The 22182-nt window shown below is 67.3% G+C and carries 25 protein-coding genes, 3 tRNA genes and 1 pseudogene; 13 read left to right on the top strand and 16 right to left on the bottom strand.

Annotation, left to right across the window (positions count from 1 at the left end):
* Positions 1 to 139 precede the first annotated feature (139 nt).
* Complete coding sequence (locus OS889_RS13065) at positions 140 to 472, top strand: DUF8530 family protein (protein WP_372390387.1); 333 nt, start codon at positions 140 to 142, stop codon at positions 470 to 472.
* A 3-nt stretch (positions 473 to 475) separates the two neighbouring features.
* The gene (locus tag OS889_RS13060; RefSeq protein ID WP_372390385.1) at positions 476 to 2044 is read left to right on the top strand and encodes a methyl-accepting chemotaxis protein; all 1569 of its coding nucleotides are present in this window, start codon (positions 476 to 478) and stop codon (positions 2042 to 2044) included.
* A 120-nt stretch (positions 2045 to 2164) separates the two neighbouring features.
* On the opposite strand, the gene OS889_RS13055 is transcribed toward OS889_RS13060, so the two are convergent.
* The 4 genes from OS889_RS13055 to OS889_RS13040 form a co-directional block, all read right to left on the bottom strand.
* Positions 2165 to 2398, bottom strand: coding sequence for a hypothetical protein (locus OS889_RS13055; RefSeq protein ID WP_372390383.1), 234 nt, complete (start codon positions 2396 to 2398; stop codon positions 2165 to 2167).
* 166 nt (positions 2399 to 2564) lie between these two features.
* Entirely contained in the window at positions 2565 to 4013 is a 1449-nt protein-coding gene (gene thiC, locus OS889_RS13050) for a phosphomethylpyrimidine synthase ThiC (protein ID WP_372390381.1), read from the bottom strand.
* A gap of 223 nt (positions 4014 to 4236) precedes the next feature.
* Positions 4237 to 5178 carry a cysteine synthase A gene (gene cysK / locus OS889_RS13045; protein ID WP_372390379.1) on the bottom strand — a complete coding sequence of 314 codons (942 nt, stop codon included), beginning with the start codon at positions 5176 to 5178 and terminating at the stop codon, positions 4237 to 4239.
* A 234-nt stretch (positions 5179 to 5412) separates the two neighbouring features.
* Positions 5413 to 5850, bottom strand: a complete 438-nt coding sequence (locus OS889_RS13040) for a hypothetical protein (RefSeq protein WP_372390377.1) — start codon at positions 5848 to 5850, stop codon at positions 5413 to 5415.
* Between the two features lie 140 nt (positions 5851 to 5990).
* On the opposite strand from OS889_RS13040, the gene OS889_RS13035 reads away from it, so the two are divergent.
* Together OS889_RS13035 and OS889_RS13030 are read left to right on the top strand one after the other, a co-directional pair.
* Entirely contained in the window at positions 5991 to 6212 is a 222-nt protein-coding gene (locus OS889_RS13035) for a hypothetical protein (RefSeq protein ID WP_372390375.1), read from the top strand.
* Positions 6213 to 6295: 83 nt separating this feature from the next.
* Positions 6296 to 7414, top strand: coding sequence for a sensor histidine kinase (locus OS889_RS13030; protein ID WP_372390373.1), 1119 nt, complete (start codon positions 6296 to 6298; stop codon positions 7412 to 7414).
* 75 nt (positions 7415 to 7489) lie between these two features.
* Here the strand turns inward: OS889_RS13030 and OS889_RS13025 are convergent, their stop codons facing one another.
* The 6 genes from OS889_RS13025 to OS889_RS13000 all read right to left on the bottom strand — a co-directional run bounded on the left by OS889_RS13025 (position 7490) and on the right by OS889_RS13000 (position 11189).
* Entirely contained in the window at positions 7490 to 7642 is a 153-nt protein-coding gene (locus OS889_RS13025) for a hypothetical protein (protein WP_372390371.1), read from the bottom strand.
* A gap of 56 nt (positions 7643 to 7698) precedes the next feature.
* Positions 7699 to 7769: transfer RNA gene (locus OS889_RS13020), tRNA-Pro, on the bottom strand.
* Between the two features lie 180 nt (positions 7770 to 7949).
* Positions 7950 to 8843, bottom strand: coding sequence for an RNA-guided pseudouridylation complex pseudouridine synthase subunit Cbf5 (locus OS889_RS13015; RefSeq protein ID WP_372390369.1), 894 nt, complete (start codon positions 8841 to 8843; stop codon positions 7950 to 7952).
* 21 nt (positions 8844 to 8864) lie between these two features.
* The gene (gene cmk / locus OS889_RS13010; RefSeq protein WP_372390367.1) at positions 8865 to 9443 is read right to left on the bottom strand and encodes a (d)CMP kinase; all 579 of its coding nucleotides are present in this window, start codon (positions 9441 to 9443) and stop codon (positions 8865 to 8867) included.
* Positions 9444 to 9521: 78 nt separating this feature from the next.
* Positions 9522 to 10433 carry a DUF106 domain-containing protein gene (locus tag OS889_RS13005; RefSeq protein ID WP_372390365.1) on the bottom strand — a complete coding sequence of 304 codons (912 nt, stop codon included), beginning with the start codon at positions 10431 to 10433 and terminating at the stop codon, positions 9522 to 9524.
* A gap of 117 nt (positions 10434 to 10550) precedes the next feature.
* The gene (locus OS889_RS13000; RefSeq protein WP_372390362.1) at positions 10551 to 11189 is read right to left on the bottom strand and encodes an adenylate kinase; all 639 of its coding nucleotides are present in this window, start codon (positions 11187 to 11189) and stop codon (positions 10551 to 10553) included.
* A 137-nt stretch (positions 11190 to 11326) separates the two neighbouring features.
* On the opposite strand from OS889_RS13000, the gene OS889_RS12995 reads away from it, so the two are divergent.
* The 3 genes and pseudogenes from OS889_RS12995 to OS889_RS12985 all read left to right on the top strand — a co-directional run bounded on the left by OS889_RS12995 (position 11327) and on the right by OS889_RS12985 (position 14739).
* Entirely contained in the window at positions 11327 to 11725 is a 399-nt protein-coding gene (locus OS889_RS12995; protein ID WP_372390360.1) for a DUF7975 family protein, read from the top strand.
* 210 nt (positions 11726 to 11935) lie between these two features.
* Positions 11936 to 12361: pseudogene (locus tag OS889_RS12990) on the top strand (universal stress protein); the annotation flags it as partial.
* A 122-nt stretch (positions 12362 to 12483) separates the two neighbouring features.
* A complete protein-coding gene (locus tag OS889_RS12985) occupies positions 12484 to 14739 on the top strand; it encodes an amino acid permease (protein WP_372390358.1) in 2256 nt (751 codons plus the stop codon).
* A gap of 50 nt (positions 14740 to 14789) precedes the next feature.
* Here OS889_RS12985 and OS889_RS12980 read toward each other — a convergent pair whose 3' ends face one another.
* The 5 genes from OS889_RS12980 to OS889_RS12960 all read right to left on the bottom strand — a co-directional run bounded on the left by OS889_RS12980 (position 14790) and on the right by OS889_RS12960 (position 17960).
* Positions 14790 to 15107, bottom strand: a complete 318-nt coding sequence (locus tag OS889_RS12980; RefSeq protein ID WP_372390356.1) for a DUF5785 family protein — start codon at positions 15105 to 15107, stop codon at positions 14790 to 14792.
* Between the two features lie 125 nt (positions 15108 to 15232).
* Positions 15233 to 15316 (bottom strand) — tRNA-Ser (locus tag OS889_RS12975).
* Positions 15317 to 15374: 58 nt separating this feature from the next.
* Positions 15375 to 16136, bottom strand: a complete 762-nt coding sequence (locus OS889_RS12970; protein WP_372390354.1) for a TIGR04282 family arsenosugar biosynthesis glycosyltransferase — start codon at positions 16134 to 16136, stop codon at positions 15375 to 15377.
* Positions 16137 to 16202: 66 nt separating this feature from the next.
* Positions 16203 to 16838: a uracil-DNA glycosylase gene (locus OS889_RS12965; RefSeq protein ID WP_372390351.1), complete on the bottom strand. Its 636-nt coding sequence runs from the start codon at positions 16836 to 16838 to the stop codon at positions 16203 to 16205.
* A 72-nt stretch (positions 16839 to 16910) separates the two neighbouring features.
* On the bottom strand, positions 16911 to 17960 hold the full coding sequence (locus OS889_RS12960; RefSeq protein WP_372390349.1) for an Mrp/NBP35 family ATP-binding protein: 1050 nt from the start codon (positions 17958 to 17960) through the stop codon (positions 16911 to 16913).
* Between the two features lie 150 nt (positions 17961 to 18110).
* On the opposite strand from OS889_RS12960, the gene moaA reads away from it, so the two are divergent.
* Complete coding sequence (gene moaA / locus OS889_RS12955; RefSeq protein WP_372391619.1) at positions 18111 to 19097, top strand: GTP 3',8-cyclase MoaA; 987 nt, start codon at positions 18111 to 18113, stop codon at positions 19095 to 19097.
* 182 nt (positions 19098 to 19279) lie between these two features.
* Positions 19280 to 20014 (top strand): type 1 glutamine amidotransferase, encoded by a 735-nt coding sequence (locus OS889_RS12950; RefSeq protein WP_372390347.1) that lies wholly within the window; start codon positions 19280 to 19282, stop codon positions 20012 to 20014.
* A 1-nt stretch (position 20015) separates the two neighbouring features.
* Here OS889_RS12950 and OS889_RS12945 read toward each other — a convergent pair whose 3' ends face one another.
* Positions 20016 to 20369, bottom strand: coding sequence for a thioredoxin family protein (locus OS889_RS12945; protein ID WP_372390345.1), 354 nt, complete (start codon positions 20367 to 20369; stop codon positions 20016 to 20018).
* Positions 20370 to 20613: 244 nt separating this feature from the next.
* Here OS889_RS12945 and OS889_RS12940 point away from each other — a divergent pair.
* The 4 genes from OS889_RS12940 to OS889_RS12925 all read left to right on the top strand — a co-directional run bounded on the left by OS889_RS12940 (position 20614) and on the right by OS889_RS12925 (position 22181).
* Positions 20614 to 20698, top strand: a tRNA-Ser gene (locus OS889_RS12940).
* 22 nt (positions 20699 to 20720) lie between these two features.
* On the top strand, positions 20721 to 21251 hold the full coding sequence (locus OS889_RS12935; RefSeq protein ID WP_372390343.1) for a 30S ribosomal protein S13: 531 nt from the start codon (positions 20721 to 20723) through the stop codon (positions 21249 to 21251).
* Between the two features lie 3 nt (positions 21252 to 21254).
* Positions 21255 to 21782, top strand: coding sequence for a 30S ribosomal protein S4 (locus OS889_RS12930; RefSeq protein WP_372390341.1), 528 nt, complete (start codon positions 21255 to 21257; stop codon positions 21780 to 21782).
* A gap of 3 nt (positions 21783 to 21785) precedes the next feature.
* On the top strand, positions 21786 to 22181 hold the full coding sequence (locus OS889_RS12925) for a 30S ribosomal protein S11 (RefSeq protein WP_372390339.1): 396 nt from the start codon (positions 21786 to 21788) through the stop codon (positions 22179 to 22181).
* Position 22182 lies beyond the last annotated feature (1 nt).

Raw genomic sequence — 22182 nt, 5'->3', positions numbered from 1 at the left:
GCGTTCCCCCGATCGAAAGGCATCGGATCGGGTCCTCGACCAAGAAATATTTATCGGTTGACAACATCCAGTATATAATAATTATCAAACGTGAGTTTTGGCGCGGAACGTTTATGCGACGGTTTGGCAACTGGCGCGTATGGTGTCGCTTGGCGCGCTCGAACCGGGGGAATTGGTGCTTTTGACGGTCGCTATCGTCGGATTAGTTCCGGTGATACTCAGGTACACAGACGAGGCGAAGTGGTTCACACTCGGGTACTGTTGCCTGGTCGTCGGTGCTGTCGCGACCAACGTCGAGGCGCTCGTTCTGGGGGACGTGTTCAACTTCGTCGAACACGCGTTCGGGCTCCTCGGATCGGGCGTGGCGTTCGCCTACGCGGCCTACGATCGCCGGGAGCGGCTCTCGGCGGCCGAAGAGGCGGGCCTCGGGGGATCGGAGACGCTCGGCGGCTCGGACGCCGTGGAGGGCTGACCGATGGTTTCCTTCACCGCGGTCTTGGACCTGCTGGCGGTCGCGGGGTTCGGGGCCGCGGCGGTTCTTTCGGTGCGCAATTATCACGACTTCGACTTGGAGGCCGGCTTCTGGTCGAACGTGGCGTTCGGGAGCCTCCTCGGAGCGATGTGGACCGGCGTGGTCGCGCTGGAGTGGCTCGGCATCAGCGGGTCCTTCTGGGACCTGCTGAGCCTGATCCTCCTGTCGATCACCATCGGCGTCTTCGCCATCACCTCGACCGGGTCGCTTTCGTCGGTCGTCGAACTGAAGGCCGAACGGGAGAGCGTCGAACAGGAGCGACGGCGGGCCCAGGAAGCGAAAGACGATGCCGAAGAGCTGAACGACGCTCTCGTCTCGAAAGCGGCGGCCTTCAGCGCCACGATGGACGCGGCGGCCGACGGCGACCTGACCCGGCGGATGGACCCCGAGAGCCGGAGCGACGCGATGGTGGAGATCGCGGAGTCGTTCAATTCGATGATGAGTGATCTGCAGGCGACGATGGTGGACATCCGGGAGTTCTCCGGCGCGGTCGCCAGCGAGACGGAGACGGTCGCAAACAGCGCCCGCGAGGTGGAGTCGGCGAGCCAGCAGGTCAGCGAGTCCGTCCAGGGCATCGCCTCGACCAGCACCCGACAGACCGAGAGCCTGGAGACCGTCTCCGACGAGATGAACGACCTCTCGGCCACCGTCGAGGAGGTCGCCTCCTCGGCCGACGAGGTCGCGTCGACGGCGGAGGAAGCCGCCGATCGCGGCGACGACGGGCGGGAGAACGCCGGAGAGGCGATCGAGGCCCTAGAAGAGATCGAAGCGAAGAGCGAGCGGACCGTCGAGGAGATCGAGTCGCTCGAATCGCAGATGGCCGAGATCGGCGAGATCGTCGACCTCATCGACGACATCGCCGAACAGACCAATCTGCTGGCGCTGAACGCCTCGATCGAGGCCGCCCGCGCCGGCGAGGCGGGCGAGGGCTTCGCGGTCGTCGCCGACGAGATCAAGGACCTCGCGATGGAGGTCGGCGAGGCCACCCGGAAGATCGAAGAGCGGATCGGGGCGGTCGAGCAGTCGACCACCGGCACCGTCGAGGAGATCCAGGAGATGCGCTCGGAGGTGACAGACGGCGCGGACACGATCGAAGAGAGCGTCGACGCGCTCGAAGCCATCACCGGGTACGTCGAATCGATCAACGACAGCATCCAGGAGGTCAGCCGCGCCACAGACGAACAGGCGGCCTCCGCCCAAGAGGTCGTGGCGATGATCGACGAGGTCGTCGACGACAGCCAAGAGGTCGACGCCGAGACCGAGAACGTCTCCGCGGCGGCCGAAGAGCAGGCCGCCTCGCTCACCGAAGTGACGTCGAGCGCCGATGTCCTCGCCGAGCAGGCGTCCGACCTGGAGGCCCACCTCGCGACCTTCGACATCGGTGTCGCCGGGAGCGGGAGCGGGAACGCGGGCGATCAGGCCAATCCCGGCGTCGACGCGAGCAGCACGGGACACAGCCCGGCGGCGACCGACGGGGGCTCTTCCCGGGACGCCGACGCCGGCCAGTTCTGATCGGCCGGGTCGGCGCTGTATCCACATCCGAGCGGACATTTTCTGATCGGTGTCGATATTTCTCGTCGGTTCGAGATTCCAGCGGCAACGCCAGCGCGGGGTGCATGCGCCGACGAACGATTACAACAACAGCCCCGCGCCGACGAGCGCGAGGCCGATGATTCCCACGATCCCCCACGACAGCCGCACGACCGACACCTTCCATCCCGCCGGCTCCGCGTCGAGCCACCCGCGTCGGCTTCCGATCGCGTCGTACTGTTCGTCCTTCCGGGCGACTTCGCGGGCGTTCCAGGCGGCGCCAAATCCGAAGAACGTCAGGACGACGCCCAGGAGGAGGGCTCCGAACCGGACCATATTCCGAGTGATCGACACCCGCTCATAAGCTTCGTGGAGGGCCCACAGCCCTTCTGGCGCCGACCGTGCGGGCGTCTGTCGCACCACCGATGCACCACCGATTGCGTCGAGTCCAGCATTCGAGCCCGTCGCTCAGAGGCACGGACGCTGATGCTTGACCGAGACTTCAGTCGTCGGCGTGGCCCTGATCCGGCGTGAACGTGACGCCGTTGATCTCGATCTCCTCGGGGACGCCGCTGGTGTCGTGGGTGCCGACCGGCGGGAGATTCGCCTCGGCGGCGGGGGAGTCGTCGAGGTCGGTCTCGTCGTCGAGCGCCGACATCTCGCCGTCGGCATCGCGGGCGTCCTGGTCGATCCGCATCGAGCAGAACTCCACGCCGCACATCGAGCAGAACCGCGCCTGCTTGTAGTTGTCGCCCGGGAGGGTCTGGTCGTGGTACTCCTGGGCCCGCTGTGGATCCAGCGCGAGGTCGAACTGCCGGCGCCAGTCGAACGCGTAGCGGGCTTCCGAGAGCGCGTCGTCCCAGTCGCGGGCGCCCGGCAGGCCGGTCGCGACGTCGGCCGCGTGGGCGGCGATCCGGTAGGCCGCCAGTCCGTCGCGCACGTCCTCCCGGTCGGGGAGACCCAGGTGCTCCTTCGGCGTGACATAACAGAGCATCGCGGCGCCGGCACGGCCCGCTTCGGCCGCGCCGATGGCGCTCGTGATGTGGTCGTAGCCCGGCGCGACGTCGGTGACGAGCGGTCCGAGCACGTAGAACGGGGCCCCGTCACAGACCTCCTGTTGGCGCTCGACGTTGTCCGCCACCCGATCCATCGGGACGTGGCCCGGTCCCTCGACCATCACCTGCACGCCGTGGTCCCGGGCAGTCCGGGTGAGTTCGCCCAGGGTGTCGAGTTCGGCGAACTGCGCCTCGTCGCCCGCGTCGGCCAGACTGCCCGGGCGGAGACCGTCCCCGAGCGAGAACGTGACGTCGTGTTCGGCGAATATCTCGCAGATCTCCTCGAACCCGGTGTAGAGAGGATTCTGTCTCCCGTTCTCCTCGATCCACCGGGCCAGGATCGACCCGCCACGGGAGACGATACCCGTCTTCCGGCCGTCGGTCAGCGGCAGGTGTTCCAGCAACACGCCGGCGTGGATCGTCATATAGTCGACTCCCTGTTCAGCCTGCTTTTCGATGACGTCGAGTAGCAGGTCGCGGGTGAGGTCGGCGGGCTCGTCGACGTGTTTGATCGCCTCGTAGATGGGGACTGTTCCGACGGGCACCGGCGAGTGTTCGACGTTGGCCTCGCGGATCTCGTCGAGGTTCGCCCCCGTCGAGAGGTCCATCACGGTGTCCGCGCCGTAGTGGACGGCGGCGTGGAGCTTCTCCAGTTCTCCCTGCAGGTCGCTCGTCTCTTCGCTGTTGCCGATGTTGGCGTTGACTTTCGTGGCGAACTCCCGCCCGATGATCATCGGATCGAGCGCGTCGTGGGCGTGGTTCGTGGGGATCACCGCCTGTCCATCGGCGACCTGCTGCCGGACGAACTCGGGGTCGCGGTTCTCCCGCTCGGCCACCCGTTCCATCGCCGCGGTCACTTCGCCGTCGCGGGCACGCTGAAGCTGGGTTCGCGCCATTGATCACTAGGTTATATTACTTGGTAATATCTCTTGGGCTTCGCGCGCTCAGCGGCGGAGCCGACACGGACTATCGACTAGACGGCTTCACCGACTGGGAAGTCCACGGTGCGATCTGCATCGAGCGATCGAAGAGTGGAGACCACGACGGCCGTTCGACGAATCGGCACCCGAAGAGACTGCGGTTGCGCACCTGCGACCGCCACCTGAGAGAGCTAGCCCGTCAGCCCGTTTCGTACAGGTCCGTCGAAAGATACCGTTCGCCCGGGTCCGGCAACACGACGCCGACCAGTTCGTCCGGATGCTCGGTCGCGTACTCGGCCGCGGCGGCGAGCGCCGCTCCCGACGAGATCCCGACCAGCAAGCCCTCGGTGCGTCCCAATTTTCGAGCCGCCGTCTTTGCGTCGGACGCGTCGACCCCCCGCACTTCGTCGATCAGTTCGGTCCGGAGCACCTCCGGGAGAAACCCCGGACCGATTCCCTGGATGTCGTGACCGTCCGAGCACCGCTCCGAGATCGTCGGCGACTCGGCGGGCTCTATCGCGACGGCGGTGAGCGTCGGCTTCCCCCGTTCTTCTTTGATGTACTCGGCGACGCCGGTGATCGTGCCCCCCGTCCCGACACCCGCGACGACCGCGTCGATCTCGCCGTTCGTCGCGCGCCACAGCTCCGGCCCCGTCGTTCGGCGGTGTGCGGCGGGATTCGCCTCGTTTTCGAACTGACGCGCGAGGACCGCGTTCTCGTCTTCAGCGGCGATCTCCGAGGCACGCTCGTTGGCGCCGCCCATCCCGTCCTCTGCGGGGGTGAGCTCCAGATCCGCCCCGAGAGCACTGAGTATCGCCCGTCGCTCCTCGGACATCGAGGACGGCATCGTGAGCACGCAGTCGTAGTTCCGGGCGGCGCAGACGGCCGCCAAGCCGATACCGGTGTTCCCGCTCGTGGACTCGACGACCGTGCCGCCCGGTTCGAGAGCCCCGTCGGCCTCGGCCGCATCGATGATCTCGCGGGCGATGCGGTCCTTGACCGAATACGGGTTCTGCGCCTCGACCTTTCCGAGGAGGTTGTCCGCGAAGGCGTCCAGACGGAGCAGCGGCGTCTCGCCGATGAACTCGTCGATCGAAGATGCGATATGCATCTCCGAGTATGTCCGCTGGTGGGAGGCCATCGTTGGTGATTCGACGAACGGGCGGAAAAACGGACATCCGATTCTCAGCAGTTGGAAACTGTGTCCGTAGTGAATTTATCCTCCGTATTCCGTCGGTTTTCCGACTGCTTATCCGTCGAATGCAGTTTGGCGGTATTCATCCGTGCTGATCGATCGGGTACACCTGCTCGTGGATCCCCACTGAACAGTCCGCAGAAGGCGCTCACCGTTCGGTCCGGGGATGGTCCGGTCTAACTACGAACTCGGAACGGAAACGGGGAGGTCGTGATTCCGGAGCCAGTACTCTACCACGGCCAGCAGGACGTAGGCGCCGAGATACATCGGTGCCCAGACGAACACGAAGAGGAACCCGGGCGAATCGCCCTGTCCGCTTCCGATCGGTGGAACGTATACCAGGACGTGCCAGAACGTGAGGATGGCCGCCAACAGCACCCCCGGACTGCGAATCTCGTACCGAAGCCAGAGAAAGACGGGAACCCCTATCGTCACCAATCCAAGGGCCGTAGACAACGCAAGTGCGCCCCATAGCGTCCCCGAGATTGAGACGTTCGAGCCGGGCAGGAGACTATACCCGAACACGCAACTCGCGTAGAGAACGGTGACGGCGGTGCTGATAGCGAGAGGGCGCTTCCACGGACCCGATATCGCGAACCGTCGCTGGAGGGCGGACACGGTATTTCGTAGCCGGCGATCGATGATAATTCTAGCCACGTTGGTCTACGCGAGTCACTCGCCGCCGGCGACGGAAACAAACGCCTCCACGAGCGGGCCCACCCACAAGGCACTTTTAAAATCGAACGATACCCGCGGATATGAACCTCACCGCGCTCGGGCTCGGGGTCTTCCTCCTCGCGTTCGCCGGCTATCTACTCGGCGACCCGCTTGGGCGAGCCCGCTCGTGGGTGCCCGTACGCGAGTGGCGGTATGACCCCGCGGGCGCCGAAACCACACAGCGACTTCGGATGGTCGTCTACGCGACGGCGGTCGCTCTGACGGGAATCGTATTCGTCGTGGTCGGACTGGCTCTGGAGTGATCGAAAGGCGTCCCTGTGCCCATCGAAGATTCCGCACTTCACGCCACGATGAGGCAGTTGCCGGCGCGTTGGCCGATGACTTTATGCGCGTCTCTATGCCTATTGTTCCGTACCTTTCTATGTCGCTCGACATATCGCCACGCTATGGGTTCTACACCCTGGGATCCCTCTGTTTTCTTTTGGGCACCCAACATGCGCTCTTCGAGGGCCAGGGGCTCGAGACCGTCCTCGAATCGTTCATCATCTGGAGCCTCTCGCTCTTCGTGATTTCAACGGCCTACACGCTCCCCGACCGAGACATCTCTCAGGGCGGCCGGTGGCGAGCCCTGTTCTTGACCGTCGGTGTGACTGTCGCGTTTATGATCCTCGCCGTCGCTGTCTGGACCATTTGGGCCATCAGAGGCCCTCCCCGCGAGTTCTCGTTCCTCGTTTCGTTTGCTGGCGCTCTCGGGGCGGTCGTCGGCACGCGGAGCAGTGTGTATTACGTCGAGAGCACCGAACGCCTCATCAAGGAACGGGAGCTCTCCAAACTGCTCAGAATCAATCAACGCGTGCTCCGGCACAACATCCGAAACGAACTCTCTATCGCACTCGGGTATCTCGAGATCGTCGAGGCCGCCGATGACGTCGAGGAACTACCGGAGCGAACGCGTATCATTCGCCGCCACCTCCACGAGCTTCTTGAGACGACCGACCGGACCCGACAGATCGTTTCGATCTGGGAGACGAAGACGCTACGCGAGTTCGACCTCACGGAGGTCGTCCGCGCCCAGATCACACACATTCGAGCGGACTACCCGGAGGTAACGCTCACGACGGACCTCCCCGAGACGTGCTGCGTCCGAGCGCATCCGAAGCTCTCGCTCGCGATCGAAGAGGCGGTACTGAACGCCATCGAACACAACTCCGCCGGGGTCGCGGTGACGGTCACGCTATACGAAGCGGCCGACGACAGCGTGGTCGTCGAGATAGCGGACACCGGAGTGGGGATCTCGGAGGATGACTGGAAGCCGATCGAACTGCCGGCGGAGACCCCACTTGCTCACACCGAGGGGCTGGGCCTGTGGATCATCTATTGGACGGTGCAGATGTCCGGTGGAAGCGTCGAATTCGCAGACAACGATCCGCAGGGCGCGATCGTTCGATTGGTTCTGCCTTCGCAGTCGTCGCTGCTCCCGACGTTCGCGGCGGATTCGGCGTGATGGATAGGAACTCCAGAGTTCTCGTATCGTCGCGCTGTCGTCCTATGTGACGCTGTGCCGTGAACTGGCTGCCAATCAGCTCTCGGCCGAACTGTCGTACAGCGACGCAAGCTCTTGTTCGCCGCGGATCCGCTCCTCGACGCCGTCAGTGAGTGTTACCTCCCCGAACGCGATCACCCGGTAATACGTATCAGACGACCTCGCGAACCCGGGGGTCAGGCCACTCATCTCAACTGGTGTCGGAGATACGCGCCGCTCTCCGATAGCCACCGTAGAATTTGTTATGGGACCGCTGAGAGTCGAACTCAGGTCCTACCGACCCCATCGGCAGAGGATACCACTACCCCACGGTCCCAGAGTGCATTCGATGGGATGCCGCTGGTACCGTTAAGTCCTTCGTTTCACCGCGCGGCCGTCAGTCGGTCGCACGGTCGAGCGCCCGGTTCCGAGACTCATAGTGATTACTCTCACTGTTTACCGCCGAACGCCGTCACCGGTGACGGCGTTCGGCGGGAAGAGACGAGAGTAATCACTATCACACCAGGACGCGTTCGAGCGCGACGACCTCGCCGCGCTCGGCGTCCGGGTCGCCGACGAGCCGCCCCAGACAAACCGCGGCGTCGTCGGGGGTGAAGCAGGCCACGAGGGGCGCCTCGTCGCTTTGCGCCACCGCGTCGAGATCCGAGTCGGCGTCGACGACGCCGGGCGCGTACACCGGTGCGCCCTCCGCGATCTGTTCGGCCGCCGAGACGGCGACGGTCAGCCGCGGGAGGTGCGACAGCGCCCGCTCCGCGGGCGCGACGGCGGCTCTGAGTGGCTCTTCGTCGCCCTCCTCGGCGAACGCGAGCGCGTCGGTCAGATCGGCGGTCGAGACGAGGTCCCGGTCGTCGAACGGGTCGGTCGCGGTCCGCCTGAGGTCGCCCATATGCGCGCCGGTCCCCGCCGCGAGGCCCAGGTCGTGGCAGAGCTTCCGGATGTAGGTACCGCTCTCACAGCGGATCCGGAGGAGCGCCTGCCGCTCTTCGACCTCCAGGACGTCGAGGTCGTAGATCTCTCGCGTCCGGAGGCGGCGCGCGACGGCGCTCTTGCGCGGCGGCTTCTGGTAGATCTCGCCTTCGAACTCCGCGGCGACGGCCTCCAGGTCGCCGGGCGCGGGTCCGTGGAGTTCCAGGACGGCGACGTACTCCTTCGCGCCCTCCAGGAACACCGGCGCGAGGCGGGTCGCATCGCCCAGGAGGATCGGCAGACAGCCGGTCACCTTCGGGTCGAGCGTCCCGGCGTGGGCGGCGCGGTCGACGCCGGCGGCGTCCCGCGCCCACGCCGACACCTGGTGGGCCGACGGGCCGGCGGGCTTGTCGAGGTTCACGACGCCGAACGACAGCAGTTCCTCGACGGTGCGGTCCGCCGGAGGCGCGCGAAGTTCAGTCATTGGTCTGTCATTCGGTTCCGCTCAGAAGTCGTAGCTGACGCCCTCGACGGCGTACTTCCCCTCGTCGTCGCCGTGGTCGTACGCCGCGACCGCCGTCGTCAGGATCTCCGGGACGTCCTCCTGGCTCCAGCGGGCGGTGTTCAGCGCGATGTCGTAGATCGAGAGGTCCGAGATGTCGATGCCGTAGTACTCCCGGTAGCGGAGGGCCTCGCTCTCCTCGCGGGTGCGAGTCTCTTCGAGCGCCTGCTCGGCGGATTTGCCCTCGCGCTCGGCGATCCGCGCGGCGCGGACCTCGATCGGGGCGTCGAGCCACAGGCGGAGGTCGGCGGCGTCGCCTGCGAGCCACCCCGCGAGGCGCGATTCGAGCAGGACGTCGTCGCGTTCGAGGGCGATCGTCCGGAGGCGGCGGTCGAGGTCGCGGTCGATCTGGTCGTCGTCCTCTGCGAGCTGATTGAACTCGACGGCGGTCATCCCGCGCTCGGCGGCGAGCTCGCGGAAGATGTCGCCGCCGCTCACGTGCTCCAGATCGAAGGCCTCCGCGAGCGCCGTGACGGTCGTGCTTTTGCCGGCGCCCGGAGGGCCGGAGACGGTCAGCAACATACCTATGCTGGGAGAAGGCGCGTAAAAGAGGTTGTCTTTGCGCCCGACTGGCGGGAGGGACCGGCCGCTTCGGTCGTCTCAGGCGCTCGTCGGCGAGATGTCGATGTTGAGGCTCTTGCGGATGATCTGGGTGAAGCCCATCGAGCAGAGGAAGTACCAGACGATCCACGCCTGGATCGGCCCGATGACGGACTCGGTCCAGGCGACCTGCCCGCGCAGCGGGAGCACGAGCGGCTCTAAGTCGTGGTGAGCGGTGGCGTTGCCGCCGACGCCGATGGTCCAGTACATCCACAGGAACACCGGGATGGTGAGGAACATAATCCACACCATCGGCCGGAACTGCTCTTTGAACATCCCGAGCTGGTCGCCCATCGCGTCCATCTGCTCTTCCTGGATGGCGTCAAGCGCCTCGTCGTCGCCGGCCTCCTTCGCCTCTTTCCGGCGCTCTTGGATCTCCTGCATCCGCTCTTGGTACTCGGACATCTTGTCCATATCCATCAGGTTCGCCTGCAACAGCGTCGAGTACAGGCCGGTCGCGAGCGCGAGCACCATCACGACGGCGTAGAACGGCAGGAACTCCTGGAGCGGGCTCAGCGGGACGTCCATCACGGTGCCGATGACGTCCCGGAGCGGCTTCCAGGAGTAGCCGACGAAGAGCCCGAGCGTGACGACCGCCGCGCCCTTGTCGTAGGTCGACCACGACGAGTCGTCGTCGCTACTGCTCCCGGACGAGGTCGCCGACGCCGAGGCGGAGGCGGGTTCGAGGCCCTCTCGCGTCGCGTCGGCGTCGGCCAGCTCGAACCCCTCCTCGCCCTCGACGAGGACTCCCTTCTCGATGAGGCGGCCCCACTGGCCCGAGGAGATGTCGCCCTTCACGTCGAGCCATTTGACCTCGCCGTCGTCGGCCCGCTCTAAGACCGTCTCGACGGCCGCACGCATCTCGTCGTCGTCGGAGACGAGCGTGCGGACCTTCGATTCGATTCGTGGCATCTACCTACGCGTACCGCCCCATCGGTTATGAACCTTTTACTCTGCGCGCGCCGGGGCGCGCCGCTCGCGGCGCGACGCTTCGAGAACGGTCCTCGGTCCTCGGCCTTCGACGGGAGATTACGCGTCGACGACGTCGACGAGCGTCTCGAAGACCTCGTCCGGCGAGCCCTCGCCGTCGACCTCGACGAGGACGCCCTCCTCGCGGTAGTGCTCGACGACCGGCGCGGTGTTCTCCTCGTAGACGCGGAGGCGCTCGCGGACGGTCTCTTCGGTGTCGTCGTCGCGCTGTTCGAGGTCGGCGCCGCACTCGTCGCAGACGCCCTCCTCTTCGGGCGGAGCGAACTCGACGTGGTAGCTCGCGCCGCAGTCCGGACAGACCCGGCGGCCGGTCAGGCGGTCGACGAGCTCCTCGTCGTCGACCGAGAGGTAGATCACGGCGTCTAAGTCCGTGATGTCGGTGAGGAACTCCGCCTGTTCGAGGTTCCGCGGGTAGCCGTCGAGGACGTAGCCGTCGGCGCTCGTGAGCGCCTCCTCGACGATGGCGTTGACGACCTCGTCGGGGACGAGTTCGCCGGCGTCCATATACTCGCCCGGCGTGTCGTACTCGGTGTCCATGTCGCTGATGTCCATCCCCTTGTTGGACCGGAGCGCGTCGCCGGTCGTCACGTGTTCGAGGTCGAACTCCTCGGCGAGGCGCTTCGACTGCGTGCCCTTGCCGGCCCCCGGCGGGCCCAGAAGCAGGATGTGCTTACCCATACCTGCCAAGATTGGACCCGCCCGTATAACGTTGAAGAAACGCGTCCGAGCGTATGCGCCGTCATACCACGCCGCACGGACGCTCCCGTCGCGTCCCAGTCGGTGCCGATTTGGGGGCCGGACGCGTGTGCTCGCCTATGAGTCGCTTCGACGCCGACGACCCCCGCGAGCGGAGGAAACTGTTCGCCGACGCCATCGCCGCCCACCGGACGCGGGCGAGCGCGTTCCTGACGCTGGAGGCCGACCACGACCCCGAAATCGACGGCGAGGACTCGCCCGCGCCGTGGGTCCAGTTCGCCGAGAGCACCTTCAACCTCGACGTCGACGACGAGGAACTGGCGGCCCTGAACGACCTCGTCGACGACTTCCCCGCCTTTCGGATCGACCAGCTGGAGTCGCCCGAGGAGGCCGAGGGGACGAACGTCCGGATCACGGCCCGCTCCGACGCCAACCGCTTGGCGACGTTCGCCGACCGCGTGTTCCTGGAGGTCTACGGTCGTGACGACGACTACCGGGCGTGGGTGACGGCGATCTGAACCCCGGGAGAGGGTCGCACGCCGTCGTTCGCAGTGGGAACCCCTATACGGGATGCGTCCGTATGCGACGTGTATGAGTGAACACCGGACCGACAGCGTCTCTGTCGGTCGCGCGTCCCGATCGACGAACCGCACACGCGCCACGGACCGTCGACGGACGTCGTCGCCGCGGTCAGTCCTCGCGAAACCGACCTCCGACACCGCACGCGAATGAGTGAGGTCGACCCCCTGTTCGCCCGCCCGCTGTTTCCCGTCGCCAACGAGGACGACGCCGACCGAACGCTCGCTTCGACCCTCCCGTACGTGCGGGCGGCCGGCGGCCGGGCGACAGTCCTCCACGTGATCGAGAAGGCCGGCGGCGCGCCGGACAAGGCGCCGCTCGAAGCCCGCGAGGAGGCCGCCGAGGAGATCTTCGATCTCGCGCGCGAGGCGGCCGACGCGGCCGACGTCGCGGTCGAGACCGAACTGCGCTACGGCACCGACGTCGCCGAGGCGATCGTCGCGGCCGCACACGAGATCGACGCGACCGCGATCGTGTTCTCGCCCCGCGGCGGCCGGTCGTGGTGGGACCTCTTCAGCGGCGACGTCCGCGAGGCGCTCACCACCGAGAGTGACGTCCCCGTGGTCGTGTTCCCCGAGGCGGAGGCGGAATCGGAATCGGAGCCGGAATCGGCTTCCGAATCGGAGGCCGACTCTCCCGACGAACCGACGGACGAGTCGCCCGACGGGAACGGCGACCCGCCCGGAGGTGACGGCGCGTGAGCGGCCAGGAGGAAGAGCTCGCGAAGGACCTCGGCCCGCTCGCCGCGCTCACCATCGGCGTCGGGACGATGATCGGCGCGGGCATCTTCGTCCTCCCCGGAGACGCGGTCCTCCGGGCCGGCTCCTTCGCCGCGGTCGCGTTCGTGCTCGGCGGCGTCATCGCGATGTTCACGGCGCTGTCGGCCAGCGAACTCGGCACGGCGATGCCCCGATCCGGCGGGGCGTACTACTACGTCAACCACGCGCTCGGGCCGCTCTTGGGCTCGGTCGCGGGCTGGGCTAACTGGCTCGGGCTGGCGTTCGCCAGCGCGTTCTATATGGTCGGCTTCGGCCGCTACATCTCCCGGATCTTCGGCGTCAGCGGCCAGATCGGGATCGGTCCCGTCGGCCTCGACGCGGTGACGCTCGCGGCCGTCGTCGGCGGCGCGTTCTTCGTGTTCGTCAACTACGTCGGCGCGAAGGAGACCGGCCGCCTCCAGAACGCGATCGTCATCCTGCTCGTCGTCATCCTCGCCGTGTTCACGCTGCTCGGGACGCTCCAGGCAGACCTGGCGAACCTCCCGGACCCCAGCACGGTGGGGGAGACGCTCGGGACGACCGGGTTCATCTTCGTCTCCTACCTGGGTTTCGTCCAGATCACGAGCGTCGCCGAGGAGATCCAGGACCCCGGCAAGAACCTCCCGCGGGCGGTCATCGGCAGCGTCGTCCTCGTGACGGCGATCTACGCGCTGGTGCTCCTCGTGATGAGCGCAGCCGTCCCCCAGGGGTTCATCGCGGATCTCGTCACGAACGTCGCGCCGGGCGAGACCCAACCGATCGCGGTCGTCGAGGTCGGCCGGCGAGTGCAGGGCACGGTGATGGCCGGTGCGCTCCTGTTCGGCGGCCTGCTCGCGACCGCCTCCAGCGCGAACGCGTCGATCCTCGCCTCCTCGCGCATCAACTTCGCGATGGGTCGCGACCGGATCGTCACGCCCGCGCTGAACGAGATCCACCCCCGCTTCGGGACGCCGTACCGCTCGATCGGCATCACCGGCGGGCTCATCCTCGTGTTCATCCTGCTCGGCGACATCGGCCTGCTCTCGGGTGCGGCCTCGGGGCTCCACCTCATCATCTACGGCCTGCTGAACATCGCGCTCATCACGATGCGCTATGTGAACCCCGAGGAGTACCAGCCGGAGTTCACGGTGCCGCTGTTCCCGCTGCTCCCGATCATCGGGACCGTGCTCTCCTTCGCCCTGCTGGCGTACGTCGAGCCCAACGCGCGGCTGCTCTCGTTCGGCGTCACGGCCGCGGCGGTGATCTGGTACCTCGCCTACGCCCGCTCGCGGGCGACCAAACAGGGCATCCTCGGACAGTACATCCTGCGCCGCTCCGACGAGATGCCCGACGCCGCGGTCTCGGCCGCGTCGTCGGTTCAGCCCGACGGCGGCGACTACCGCGTGCTGGTGCCGCTCGCGAACCCCGCCCACGAGACGGACCTCATCGCGCTCGCCAGCGCGGTCGCCAAGCAGCGCGACGGCACGCTCGTGGCCGTCCACATCGAGCAGGTGCCCGACCAGACGGCCCTGGAGTTCGCCCGCGAGGAGATGGACCTCTCCGAGTCCCACGACCTCCTCGAACAGGCTCGCGAGGACGCCGAGGAGTTCGAGGTCCCGGTCGAGACCCACACGGTCCTCTCTCACCAGAGCTTCCAGGGCGTCTTCGACGCGGCGAAGACCTACGACGCCGACCTGACGGTGATGGGCTGGGGGCCGGGCTCCCACGGCGCCCCGGGTCGCGCCGAAGGCGCGATCGACGAGCTCGCGTCGTCGCTGCCGTGTGACTTCCTCGTGATGAAAGACCGCGGGTTCGACCCCTCGCGGATCCTGTTGCCCACCGCCGGCGGCCCCGACTCGGAGCTGTCCGCGCGGATCGCCGACGCGCTCGGGGCCGAGTACGACGCCGCGGTGTCGCTCCTTCACGTCGCGGACGACGAACGCGAGGGGCGGGCCTTCCTCGAGGAGTGGGCCGAGGACAACGGCCTCGGCGACGCCGAACTCATCGTCGAGACCGGCGACGTCGAGGCCGCGATCGAGCGCCACGCCGCCGACGCGACGATGCTCGTCGTCGGCGCGACCGAACGCGGGCTCCTGTCGCGGATCGTGCGGGGGACGCTCGTCCTCGACGTCCTCGACGACGTCGAGTGCTCCGTCCTTCTGGCCGAGCGCAAGCGCAAGCGGTCGCTCTGGCAGCGGCTCTTCGGTCGCCGGTAGCCGAAAACCGATCCGATCCGAACCGAAAATTAGGGGTCGCTTCTTTCGCCTTACGCCTCGCCGTCGACGAACTGATCCGCGCCCTCGTAGAACCAGTAGCCGTTCTCGCGCATCGCCCTTCCCACCGCCTTGTGGAAGTCGACGAAGTCCTCGAACTCGGACTGTTCGACGCCCTCGAAGATCTCCCGCAGCGAGACGACGCGGTCGTAGTCCAGTCGGACCGGGTCGTCGCCGTACTCCTCGACGAACTCGTCGCGGTCGAGCGGGAAGTCCGATTCCTCGTCGACCTTCTTCGCGATCACGGCGTGGCCGTACTTGCGCCGTCCCTCGGAGCCCTCCTCGCCGTCGGGGTCGTGTGGCCAGTCCATACCCGCGTGTTGGGAGGCCACGTCAAAGCCGTTACGCATCCATCGTCGGCGACGTGGATGGTGCGCTCCCTGATTCAAATCCCACTCGTATCAGCAATAGCGCTCGCTGTCGCTCGCGCAATATGCGGTGGGACTGGGATTTGAACCCAGGAGGCCTGACGGCCACCTGCTCTCAAGGCAGGCGCAATAGTCCGCTCTGCCATCCCACCGCAGTCGACCCTTTCCGACGGCGCGTCTAAGAGTTGTCGGTCACGGACGACTACGCGGTCACTCCCGGATGAGTTCCAGGTCGCCGCCGTCGCCTTCGACCGCGGCCAGTCCTTTCTCGACGACGAACTCCGCGGTGTGGGCGGGGACGACCCGTTCGGCCTGCCAGCGCGAGCGGATTATCGGAACGACCGTCGCGAGGTCGGCACCGGTCCTGACGGTCGGCTGCATCTCGATGAAGCCGACGTCGCGGTCGGCGTCGTTCGCGCGGTCGACGAGCGTCTCGGCCTCGGGCGCCGCGAAGGCCCCCTCGAAGTCGATCGGCTCGCGGAAGCCCGCGAAGTACACGCGCCCGTCGGTCGACGGCCCGAGCACGACCGCGTTGGAGCGAAGCTTCATCGCCGCCGAGTCGATCGTCGAGCGGAGCAGGAACGGGGCATCGCCGCGGACGACCGCCGCCGACTGGACCCCCTCCTCCCGGAGGAGGTGGGTGAGCGTGTTGCCGGCGCGCGCCGACAGCGACGAGCCGACTTGTACCTCGAAACGCGCCTCTTCGGGGTCGTCGAGCGCGTCCTCGGCGACGGCGCGGACCGCCGCCTCGGCCGGCCCCTCGGGGTCGACGTGGGACTCGGGAAGCAGGTCGTCAGGTCGGTAGTTCACGAGCAGGTCGCCCCCGGAGCGCTCGACGGCCTGGAGCGTGTCCTTGAGCATCGCTTCGGCGAGCGCGGCGGTCTCGGATTCCGAGAGCGGGCTCGTCTCCGCGAGCCGCGGCAGTGCGAGTCCGGGTCGCGGCGGGTCGGCCAGGACGGCGACGACGGTCATACCCGCGTCTCGGCCGCCGGCGGTCTTGAACCCGACGCTCCGCGGTCGGCGCCGCTCCCCGACGTGCTATCGGCCGCGACGCCCCTTCGTCTGCCGGTAGTCGCGAGCGAAGACGTTCTCCAGCAGGTGCTCGACGAACGCCTCGGTCTGGGCGTCGGTCTGGGACTCTAGGTCGACCATCGGCACCAGCTCGAAGCCCCGGCCGCGGATCGTCGTCGCGTGCGCCTCTCTGACGTCGATATCGCCGGGGCGGTTCGTCGTGTAGTCCGTCGCGAGCGCGTCGAGGACGCGCTGGCCGATCGGGACGATGATCTCGGGGTTGATCATCCGCACCTCGGCGTTGAGGTAGGGCTCGCAGGTGCGGACTTCCTCGTCGGTCGGCGCGCGCTCGGGGTGGCGACAGCGCGTGAGATACGTGAGAAAGACGTTCTGGAGGTCCGGCTCCTCGCTTTCGGGTTCGGAGCGCGCGAACCCGAGTTCGCCGAGGATCGACTGGAGGCGCCGACCGGCCGCATCGCCCGTGAAGGGGACGCCGGTCCGGTCCGCGCCGGCGTGGGGGCGCTCGGCCACGAAGAGGAACTCCGCGCCGACGTCGCCGTAGCCGTGGACGACGTTCGACCGGGCCTCACAGAGGCCGTCACAGTTCCGGCAGTCGGCGTCCATGCTGAACGGGTTCGCGAGGGAGTCCTGTTCGGCGTCCACACTTCCCGTACCGGTTCGGCGGGCAAAAACCGTCGCATCCGCGGTCGCCGTCGCGGCCGCCGTAGCGGACCGTCAGCGACTCCGCCGGGACGCCTCGCGCCGCCGCACCACGCCGGTCATATCGGCCACGTTCTCGGTCATCACCCGGAACGCGTCGGCGGTCTCGCCGTCCTCCAGGACGACCGGCTCGCCGCCGTCGCCGCCGGTGCGGACCGCGGGGTCCAGCGGGAGCGCGCCCAGGAACGGCAGTTCGTGCTCCGCGGCGAAGGCCTCGCCGCCGCCCGTCCCGAAGATGTCGTGGGTCGACCCGCAGTCGGGACACCGGAACGTCGACATGTTCTCGACGATCCCGAGGACGTTGGTGTCGTGCTTGCCGAACATCTCCAGGCCCTTGCGGGCGTCGTCGACGGCGACGTCCTGGGGCGTCGTGACGATCACGGCACCCGTCAGGGGGAGGGTCTGGAGGACGGTCAGCTGCGTGTCGCCGGTGCCCGGCGGGAGGTCCAAGACGAGGTAGTCGAGCTCGCCCCACTGGACGTCCTCGACGAGCTGGGTGAGGAGCTGGTGGACCATCGGGCCGCGCCAGATCACCGGGTCGTCGTCGCCGACGAGGAAGGCCATCGACATCAGTTTCATCCCGTAGCGCTCCGGGGGGACGATGGTGTCGTCGCCGGTCGCGCGGGGCGCCTCGTCGGCGGCGACCATCCGCGGGACGTTCGGGCCGTAGACGTCGGCGTCGAACAGCCCGACGTCCGCGCCGAGCTTCGAGAGCCCGGCCGCGAGGTTCACCGCGACCGTGGACTTGCCGACGCCGCCCTTCCCCGAGGCGACGGCGATGATGTTCTCCACGCCGGGGAGGACGTCCTCGTCGGCCGCGACGTCCGAGGCGATGCTCGCAGAGAGGTCGACCTCGTAGTCGGTGTCCGAGAGCGCCTCGCGGACGTCGCGGGCGATCTGCGTCTCCGTCGGCGAGTACGGGGCGCCGAGCGCCAGCGAGATCCGCACGACGCCGGCGTCGTCGTCGACGTCGACGGCGTTCACGAGGCCGAGTGAAACGATATCGTCGCCGAGGTCGGGATCCGAGACCGAGGCGAGTCGGTCCCGGACGGCATCGACGTTCATACCCCGTCGTCGGGCGGAGCGGCCGATAAGCGTTGTGTCCGTCGGACGTCGGCTCGAACGGCTACGGACGGGGAATATGTAACCACAACACGTTACGCACACCCCGCGGACGACGGCGAATTTATGAGCGTCCCCACGAAGTGTCCGACGATGCTCGAAGACGACTTCGGGCGCGAGGTGTCGGGCGTTCGCGTCTCCCTGACGGATCGATGCAACTTCGACTGCGTCTACTGTCACAACGAGGGGCTCGGCGACACTCGCGGCCCGATGGACCCGCAGGACGACGAGATGACCGCCGACGAGGTGGTGCGCTTCCTCGAGGTCGTCTCGGAGTTCGGCGTCGAGAAGGTGAAGTTCACCGGGGGCGAGCCGATGCTCCGCGGCGACCTCGAAGAGATCATCCGGCGCACGCCCGACTCGATGGAGGTCTCGATGACGACGAACGGCTCGTTCCTCCCCGGCCGCGCCGAGGCCCTCCGGGACGCCGGCCTCGAACGCGTCAACGTCTCCCAGGACGCGATCGACCCCGAGGCGTTCGCGGAGATCACCAAGTCCGGCGCCTACGAGAAGGTGATCGAGGGCGTCGAGGCCGCCCTCGATGCCGGGCTCGACCCCGTGAAACTGAATATGGTCGTGTTCGAGCACACTGCGGGATACGTCGAGGGGATGGTCGACCACGTCGCCGAGAACGACGGCCTCCAGCTCCAGCTCATCGAGTATATGCCGGAGCTGACGGGCCACCCCGAGTGGAACATCGACATCCAGCGGGTCCACGACTGGCTCGAAGAGAAGGCCGACCGCGTCGAGACTCGGGAGATGCACAACCGCCGGCGGTACTACGTCGGCGAGGACGGCGACGGCGAGGGCGGGATGGTCGAGATCGTCGACCCCGTCGAGAACCCGCACTTCTGTGCGAACTGCCACCGGGTCCGCGTCACCCACGAGGGCTACCTCAAGGGCTGTCTCAACCGCAACGACGACCTGCGCTCGATGGGCGAGATGAGCAGAGACGAGATCCGGGAGACCTTCCGCGAGACCGTCGCAAACCGCGTGCCGTACTACGGCGAGTATATGGTCAGAGAGGACGGCGAGTGGGTCGTCAACGACGACTACATCGACGCCGCGGTCACCCACTGACGCGACGCGCCTCCGCCCGATATTCTCGTTCTCTGAGTCTTTTACGTCCGTTCTCGGCCTCGCTCTCGCTTTCGCCCCCATTCTCGACCCCGCTTCCGCTCATATCCTCGCTCCGATTCGGTTGTGCGACTATATGACTATTCTACACAATATTAAACCGGACGCGCGTCGTAGCGGAGCGTATGAGCGCACCCGACATCGCCCTGTTCGACGCTTCGGTGGGCGAGACGCCCGCCGAGCGCAACTTCCGACGCGAACTCGACGCCCACGTCACGACGTACAAGGTGAGCGAGCGCGACTTCCCCGAGTGGCCCGGCGCCGACGGCTCGTGGCCGCACGACGGCGTCGTCGTCTCGGGCTCGCAGACGTCGGTCTACGACGACGAGCCGTGGATGAGCACCCTCGAAGAGCTGGTCGCGGACCTCCACGAACTCGGCGTGCCGATGCTCGGGGTCTGCTGGGGCCACCAGTTCCTCGCGTCCGCGCTCGGCGGGCGGGTCGCCGCGATGGGCGCCTACGAACTCGGATACGAGCGGATCGAGTGCTACGACGACTCGCCGCTGTTCGCCGGTATGCCGGGCGAGTTCGTCGCCTTCGAGACCCACTCCGACGAGGTGTTCGAGCTCCCGCCGGGGGCGGTCGCGCTCGCCGGCAACGACCGCGCGTGCCAGGCGTTCTCGCTGGGGCCGACGTTCGGCGTGCAGTTCCACCCCGAGTACGACCTGGAGACGGTCCGGGCCGTCACGGAGCGAAAGCGCGAGGAGGGCGTCCCGAGCGAGGCGGTCGACGCCGTGCTGGCGGCGGCGACGCCGGAGCGACACGCCGAGACCGAGGTCGCGAAGGGGGTCTTCGAGAACTTTCTGACCGTCGTCGAGGACGTGCGCGAGCGGCGCCTCCCGCCCGCCGGGACGGACTGAGCTACTGGGGGTCGTCGAGGAACGCGTCGATCGCGTCGCCGCCCTGGAAGCCGTCGGCGAGCCGGCCGACCTCCTCGCCGTCTTCGAAGAGCACGAGCGTCGGAGCGCTCGTGATCCGGAAGCGCTCGATCAGCGGCGGGTCGTCGCGCGGATTGATCGTCGCCACCGCGAGGTCGTCGTGCGCGCGGGCGACGTTGCCGACGACGGGCTCGATGCTCGCACACAGCGTACACCCCTGGGTGTAGAAGTCCACGAGCACGCGGTCGTGGGCGGCGAGCAGTTCGTCGAGGTCGGCCTCGCTGTCGAGGGCGACGGGACGGTCCGGCGTCGCGTCGGTACGGGTGGCGGTCGTCACGGTCGTGCATAGGACGCCCACACCTATATATCGACCGCGCGGTGTCCGCGCGGGCGCACACCCGGCACGTCATAGCGTGACGGGATTCGACGCGGAGCCGCCGGCTGGTGGCCGTATGCGGACCGCTCGCACCCGACCACCCTATCGTGATGTTTAAGTAGCGACCCCGACTTGTTCCGACTGCGATACGCTGTAGGGGGATCGGCTCCCGAGTCCGAGAGGGCGACAGTACCAGACCGAGTGTGTTGCGGTAGCCAAGCCTGGCCCAAGGCGCAGGGTTGCTAACTCTGTGGCGTCAAGCCTCCGGGGTTCGAATCCCCGCCGCAACGCTCACCGGACATCCAGCAAGATATGAGTGCAGAAGAACCACAGGACGACGCTCCCGAGGAGGACGAAGACCTCCGATACTTCGTCAGGATCGGCCAGACCGATCTGGACGGGACGAAGACGGTAGAGCGGAGTCTCACCGACATGAAAGGTATCGGCAAGCGCACGGCGCGCATCGTTGCCGAGGCCGCGGACGTGGACCGACACGCGACGTTCGGTCTGCTCGACGAGGACGACATCGACAGCGTCGTCGACGTCGTCGAGAACATCGACGACTACGTCCCCGAGTGGATGGCCAACCGGCGAAGCGACTTCTTCACCGGCGAGACCACCCACGTCACCGGCTCGGACCTCGAAGAGAAGCGCCGTCACGACATCAACCGGATGAAGATGATCGACTCCTACAAGGGCGTCCGACACAAGCGCGGACAGAAGGTCCGCGGCCAGCGCACGAAGTCCACCGGGCGTACCGAGGGGACGATCGGCGTCAACGTCGAGGAGATCAGAGAAGAGGCCGAAGAGGAAGCCGCCGCAGAGGGCGGCGACGAGGAGTAACCGATGGCAACCGGAAACAACACCAAGCGTTACGAGACCCCGAACCACCCGTTCCAGGGCGAGCGCATCGCCCAGGAGGGCGACCTGCTCGGACGCTACGGCCTGAAGAACAAAGAGGAGCTCTGGCGCGCGCAGTCCGAGCTCCGGAACTACCGACGCGAGGCGCGGCGCCTCATCGGCGAGGCCCAGGGCGACCTGGAGGCCGCCGAGGCGGCCGGCGCGGAGTTCCTCGACCGGCTCCGCCGCTACGGTATCCTCTCCGCGGAGGACGACATCAGCCGCGTCCTGGGACTCGACGTCACCGACATCCTCGAACGTCGGCTCCAGACCGTCGTGTACCGCCAGGGCCTCGCGAGCACGCCCGAGCAGGCGCGACAGTTCATCGTCCACGGGCACGTCGTCGTCGACGGCGCCCGCGTCACCCGCCCCTCGAAGACCGTCGAGGTCGCAGAGGAGGGCGCGATCGACTTCGATGAGACGAGTCCGCTCGCGGACGAACTGCACCCCGAACGCGCGGAGGGACAGGAGTAACTTATGAGCGAATCAGAGACCGAGAGAGACAAGTGGGGAATCGCCCACGTCCACGCGTCGTTCAACAACACGCTCATCACGGTGACGGACCTGACCGGCGCCGAGACGATCGTGAAGTCCTCGGGCGGCGCCGTGGTGAAGCAGAATCGCGACGAGGCGTCGCCGTACGCGGCGATGCAGATGGCCGAGTCCGTCGCAGAGGAGATCAAGGCGGCGGGCATCGAGGGCCTGCACGTCCGCGTCCGCGGCCCCGGCGGCAACGGCAACAAGAGCCCCGGGCCCGGCGCCCAGGCGACGATCCGCGCGCTGGCTCGCGCCGGCCTGGAGATCGGTCGCATCGAGGACGTCACGCCGATCCCGCACGACGGGACCCGCGCGCCCAAAAACAGCCGACTATAAC

It is taken from the genome of Halobellus sp. MBLA0158, from assembly GCF_041477585.1.
GTDB classification, from domain to species: Archaea; Halobacteriota; Halobacteria; order Halobacteriales; family Haloferacaceae; genus Haloquadratum; species Haloquadratum rubicundus.
The sequence above is the reverse complement of the archived record's forward strand: the minus strand, read 5'-3'. Positions and strand labels throughout refer to the sequence as shown.

What these genes read in the sequence shown, in the direction of transcription:
- OS889_RS13065 (WP_372390387.1), top strand. Translation starts at nt 140, where the DNA reads ATGGTGTCGCTTGGCGCGCTCGAACCGGGGGAATTGGTGCTTTTGACG.
- OS889_RS13060 (WP_372390385.1), top strand. Translation starts at nt 476, where the DNA reads ATGGTTTCCTTCACCGCGGTCTTGGACCTGCTGGCGGTCGCGGGGTTC.
- OS889_RS13055 (WP_372390383.1), bottom strand. Translation starts at nt 2,398, where the DNA reads ATGGTCCGGTTCGGAGCCCTCCTCCTGGGCGTCGTCCTGACGTTCTTC.
- thiC (WP_372390381.1), bottom strand. Translation starts at nt 4,013, where the DNA reads ATGGCGCGAACCCAGCTTCAGCGTGCCCGCGACGGCGAAGTGACCGCG.
- cysK (WP_372390379.1), bottom strand. Translation starts at nt 5,178, where the DNA reads ATGGCCTCCCACCAGCGGACATACTCGGAGATGCATATCGCATCTTCG.
- OS889_RS13035 (WP_372390375.1), top strand. Translation starts at nt 5,991, where the DNA reads ATGAACCTCACCGCGCTCGGGCTCGGGGTCTTCCTCCTCGCGTTCGCC.
- OS889_RS13030 (WP_372390373.1), top strand. Translation starts at nt 6,296, where the DNA reads ATGCGCGTCTCTATGCCTATTGTTCCGTACCTTTCTATGTCGCTCGAC.
- OS889_RS13025 (WP_372390371.1), bottom strand. Translation starts at nt 7,642, where the DNA reads ATGAGTGGCCTGACCCCCGGGTTCGCGAGGTCGTCTGATACGTATTAC.
- OS889_RS13015 (WP_372390369.1), bottom strand. Translation starts at nt 8,843, where the DNA reads ATGACTGAACTTCGCGCGCCTCCGGCGGACCGCACCGTCGAGGAACTG.
- cmk (WP_372390367.1), bottom strand. Translation starts at nt 9,443, where the DNA reads ATGTTGCTGACCGTCTCCGGCCCTCCGGGCGCCGGCAAAAGCACGACC.
- OS889_RS13005 (WP_372390365.1), bottom strand. Translation starts at nt 10,433, where the DNA reads ATGCCACGAATCGAATCGAAGGTCCGCACGCTCGTCTCCGACGACGAC.
- OS889_RS13000 (WP_372390362.1), bottom strand. Translation starts at nt 11,189, where the DNA reads ATGGGTAAGCACATCCTGCTTCTGGGCCCGCCGGGGGCCGGCAAGGGC.
- OS889_RS12995 (WP_372390360.1), top strand. Translation starts at nt 11,327, where the DNA reads ATGAGTCGCTTCGACGCCGACGACCCCCGCGAGCGGAGGAAACTGTTC.
- OS889_RS12980 (WP_372390356.1), bottom strand. Translation starts at nt 15,107, where the DNA reads ATGGACTGGCCACACGACCCCGACGGCGAGGAGGGCTCCGAGGGACGG.
- OS889_RS12970 (WP_372390354.1), bottom strand. Translation starts at nt 16,136, where the DNA reads ATGACCGTCGTCGCCGTCCTGGCCGACCCGCCGCGACCCGGACTCGCA.
- OS889_RS12960 (WP_372390349.1), bottom strand. Translation starts at nt 17,960, where the DNA reads ATGAACGTCGATGCCGTCCGGGACCGACTCGCCTCGGTCTCGGATCCC.
- moaA (WP_372391619.1), top strand. Translation starts at nt 18,111, where the DNA reads ATGCTCGAAGACGACTTCGGGCGCGAGGTGTCGGGCGTTCGCGTCTCC.
- OS889_RS12950 (WP_372390347.1), top strand. Translation starts at nt 19,280, where the DNA reads ATGAGCGCACCCGACATCGCCCTGTTCGACGCTTCGGTGGGCGAGACG.
- OS889_RS12935 (WP_372390343.1), top strand. Translation starts at nt 20,721, where the DNA reads ATGAGTGCAGAAGAACCACAGGACGACGCTCCCGAGGAGGACGAAGAC.
- OS889_RS12930 (WP_372390341.1), top strand. Translation starts at nt 21,255, where the DNA reads ATGGCAACCGGAAACAACACCAAGCGTTACGAGACCCCGAACCACCCG.
- OS889_RS12925 (WP_372390339.1), top strand. Translation starts at nt 21,786, where the DNA reads ATGAGCGAATCAGAGACCGAGAGAGACAAGTGGGGAATCGCCCACGTC.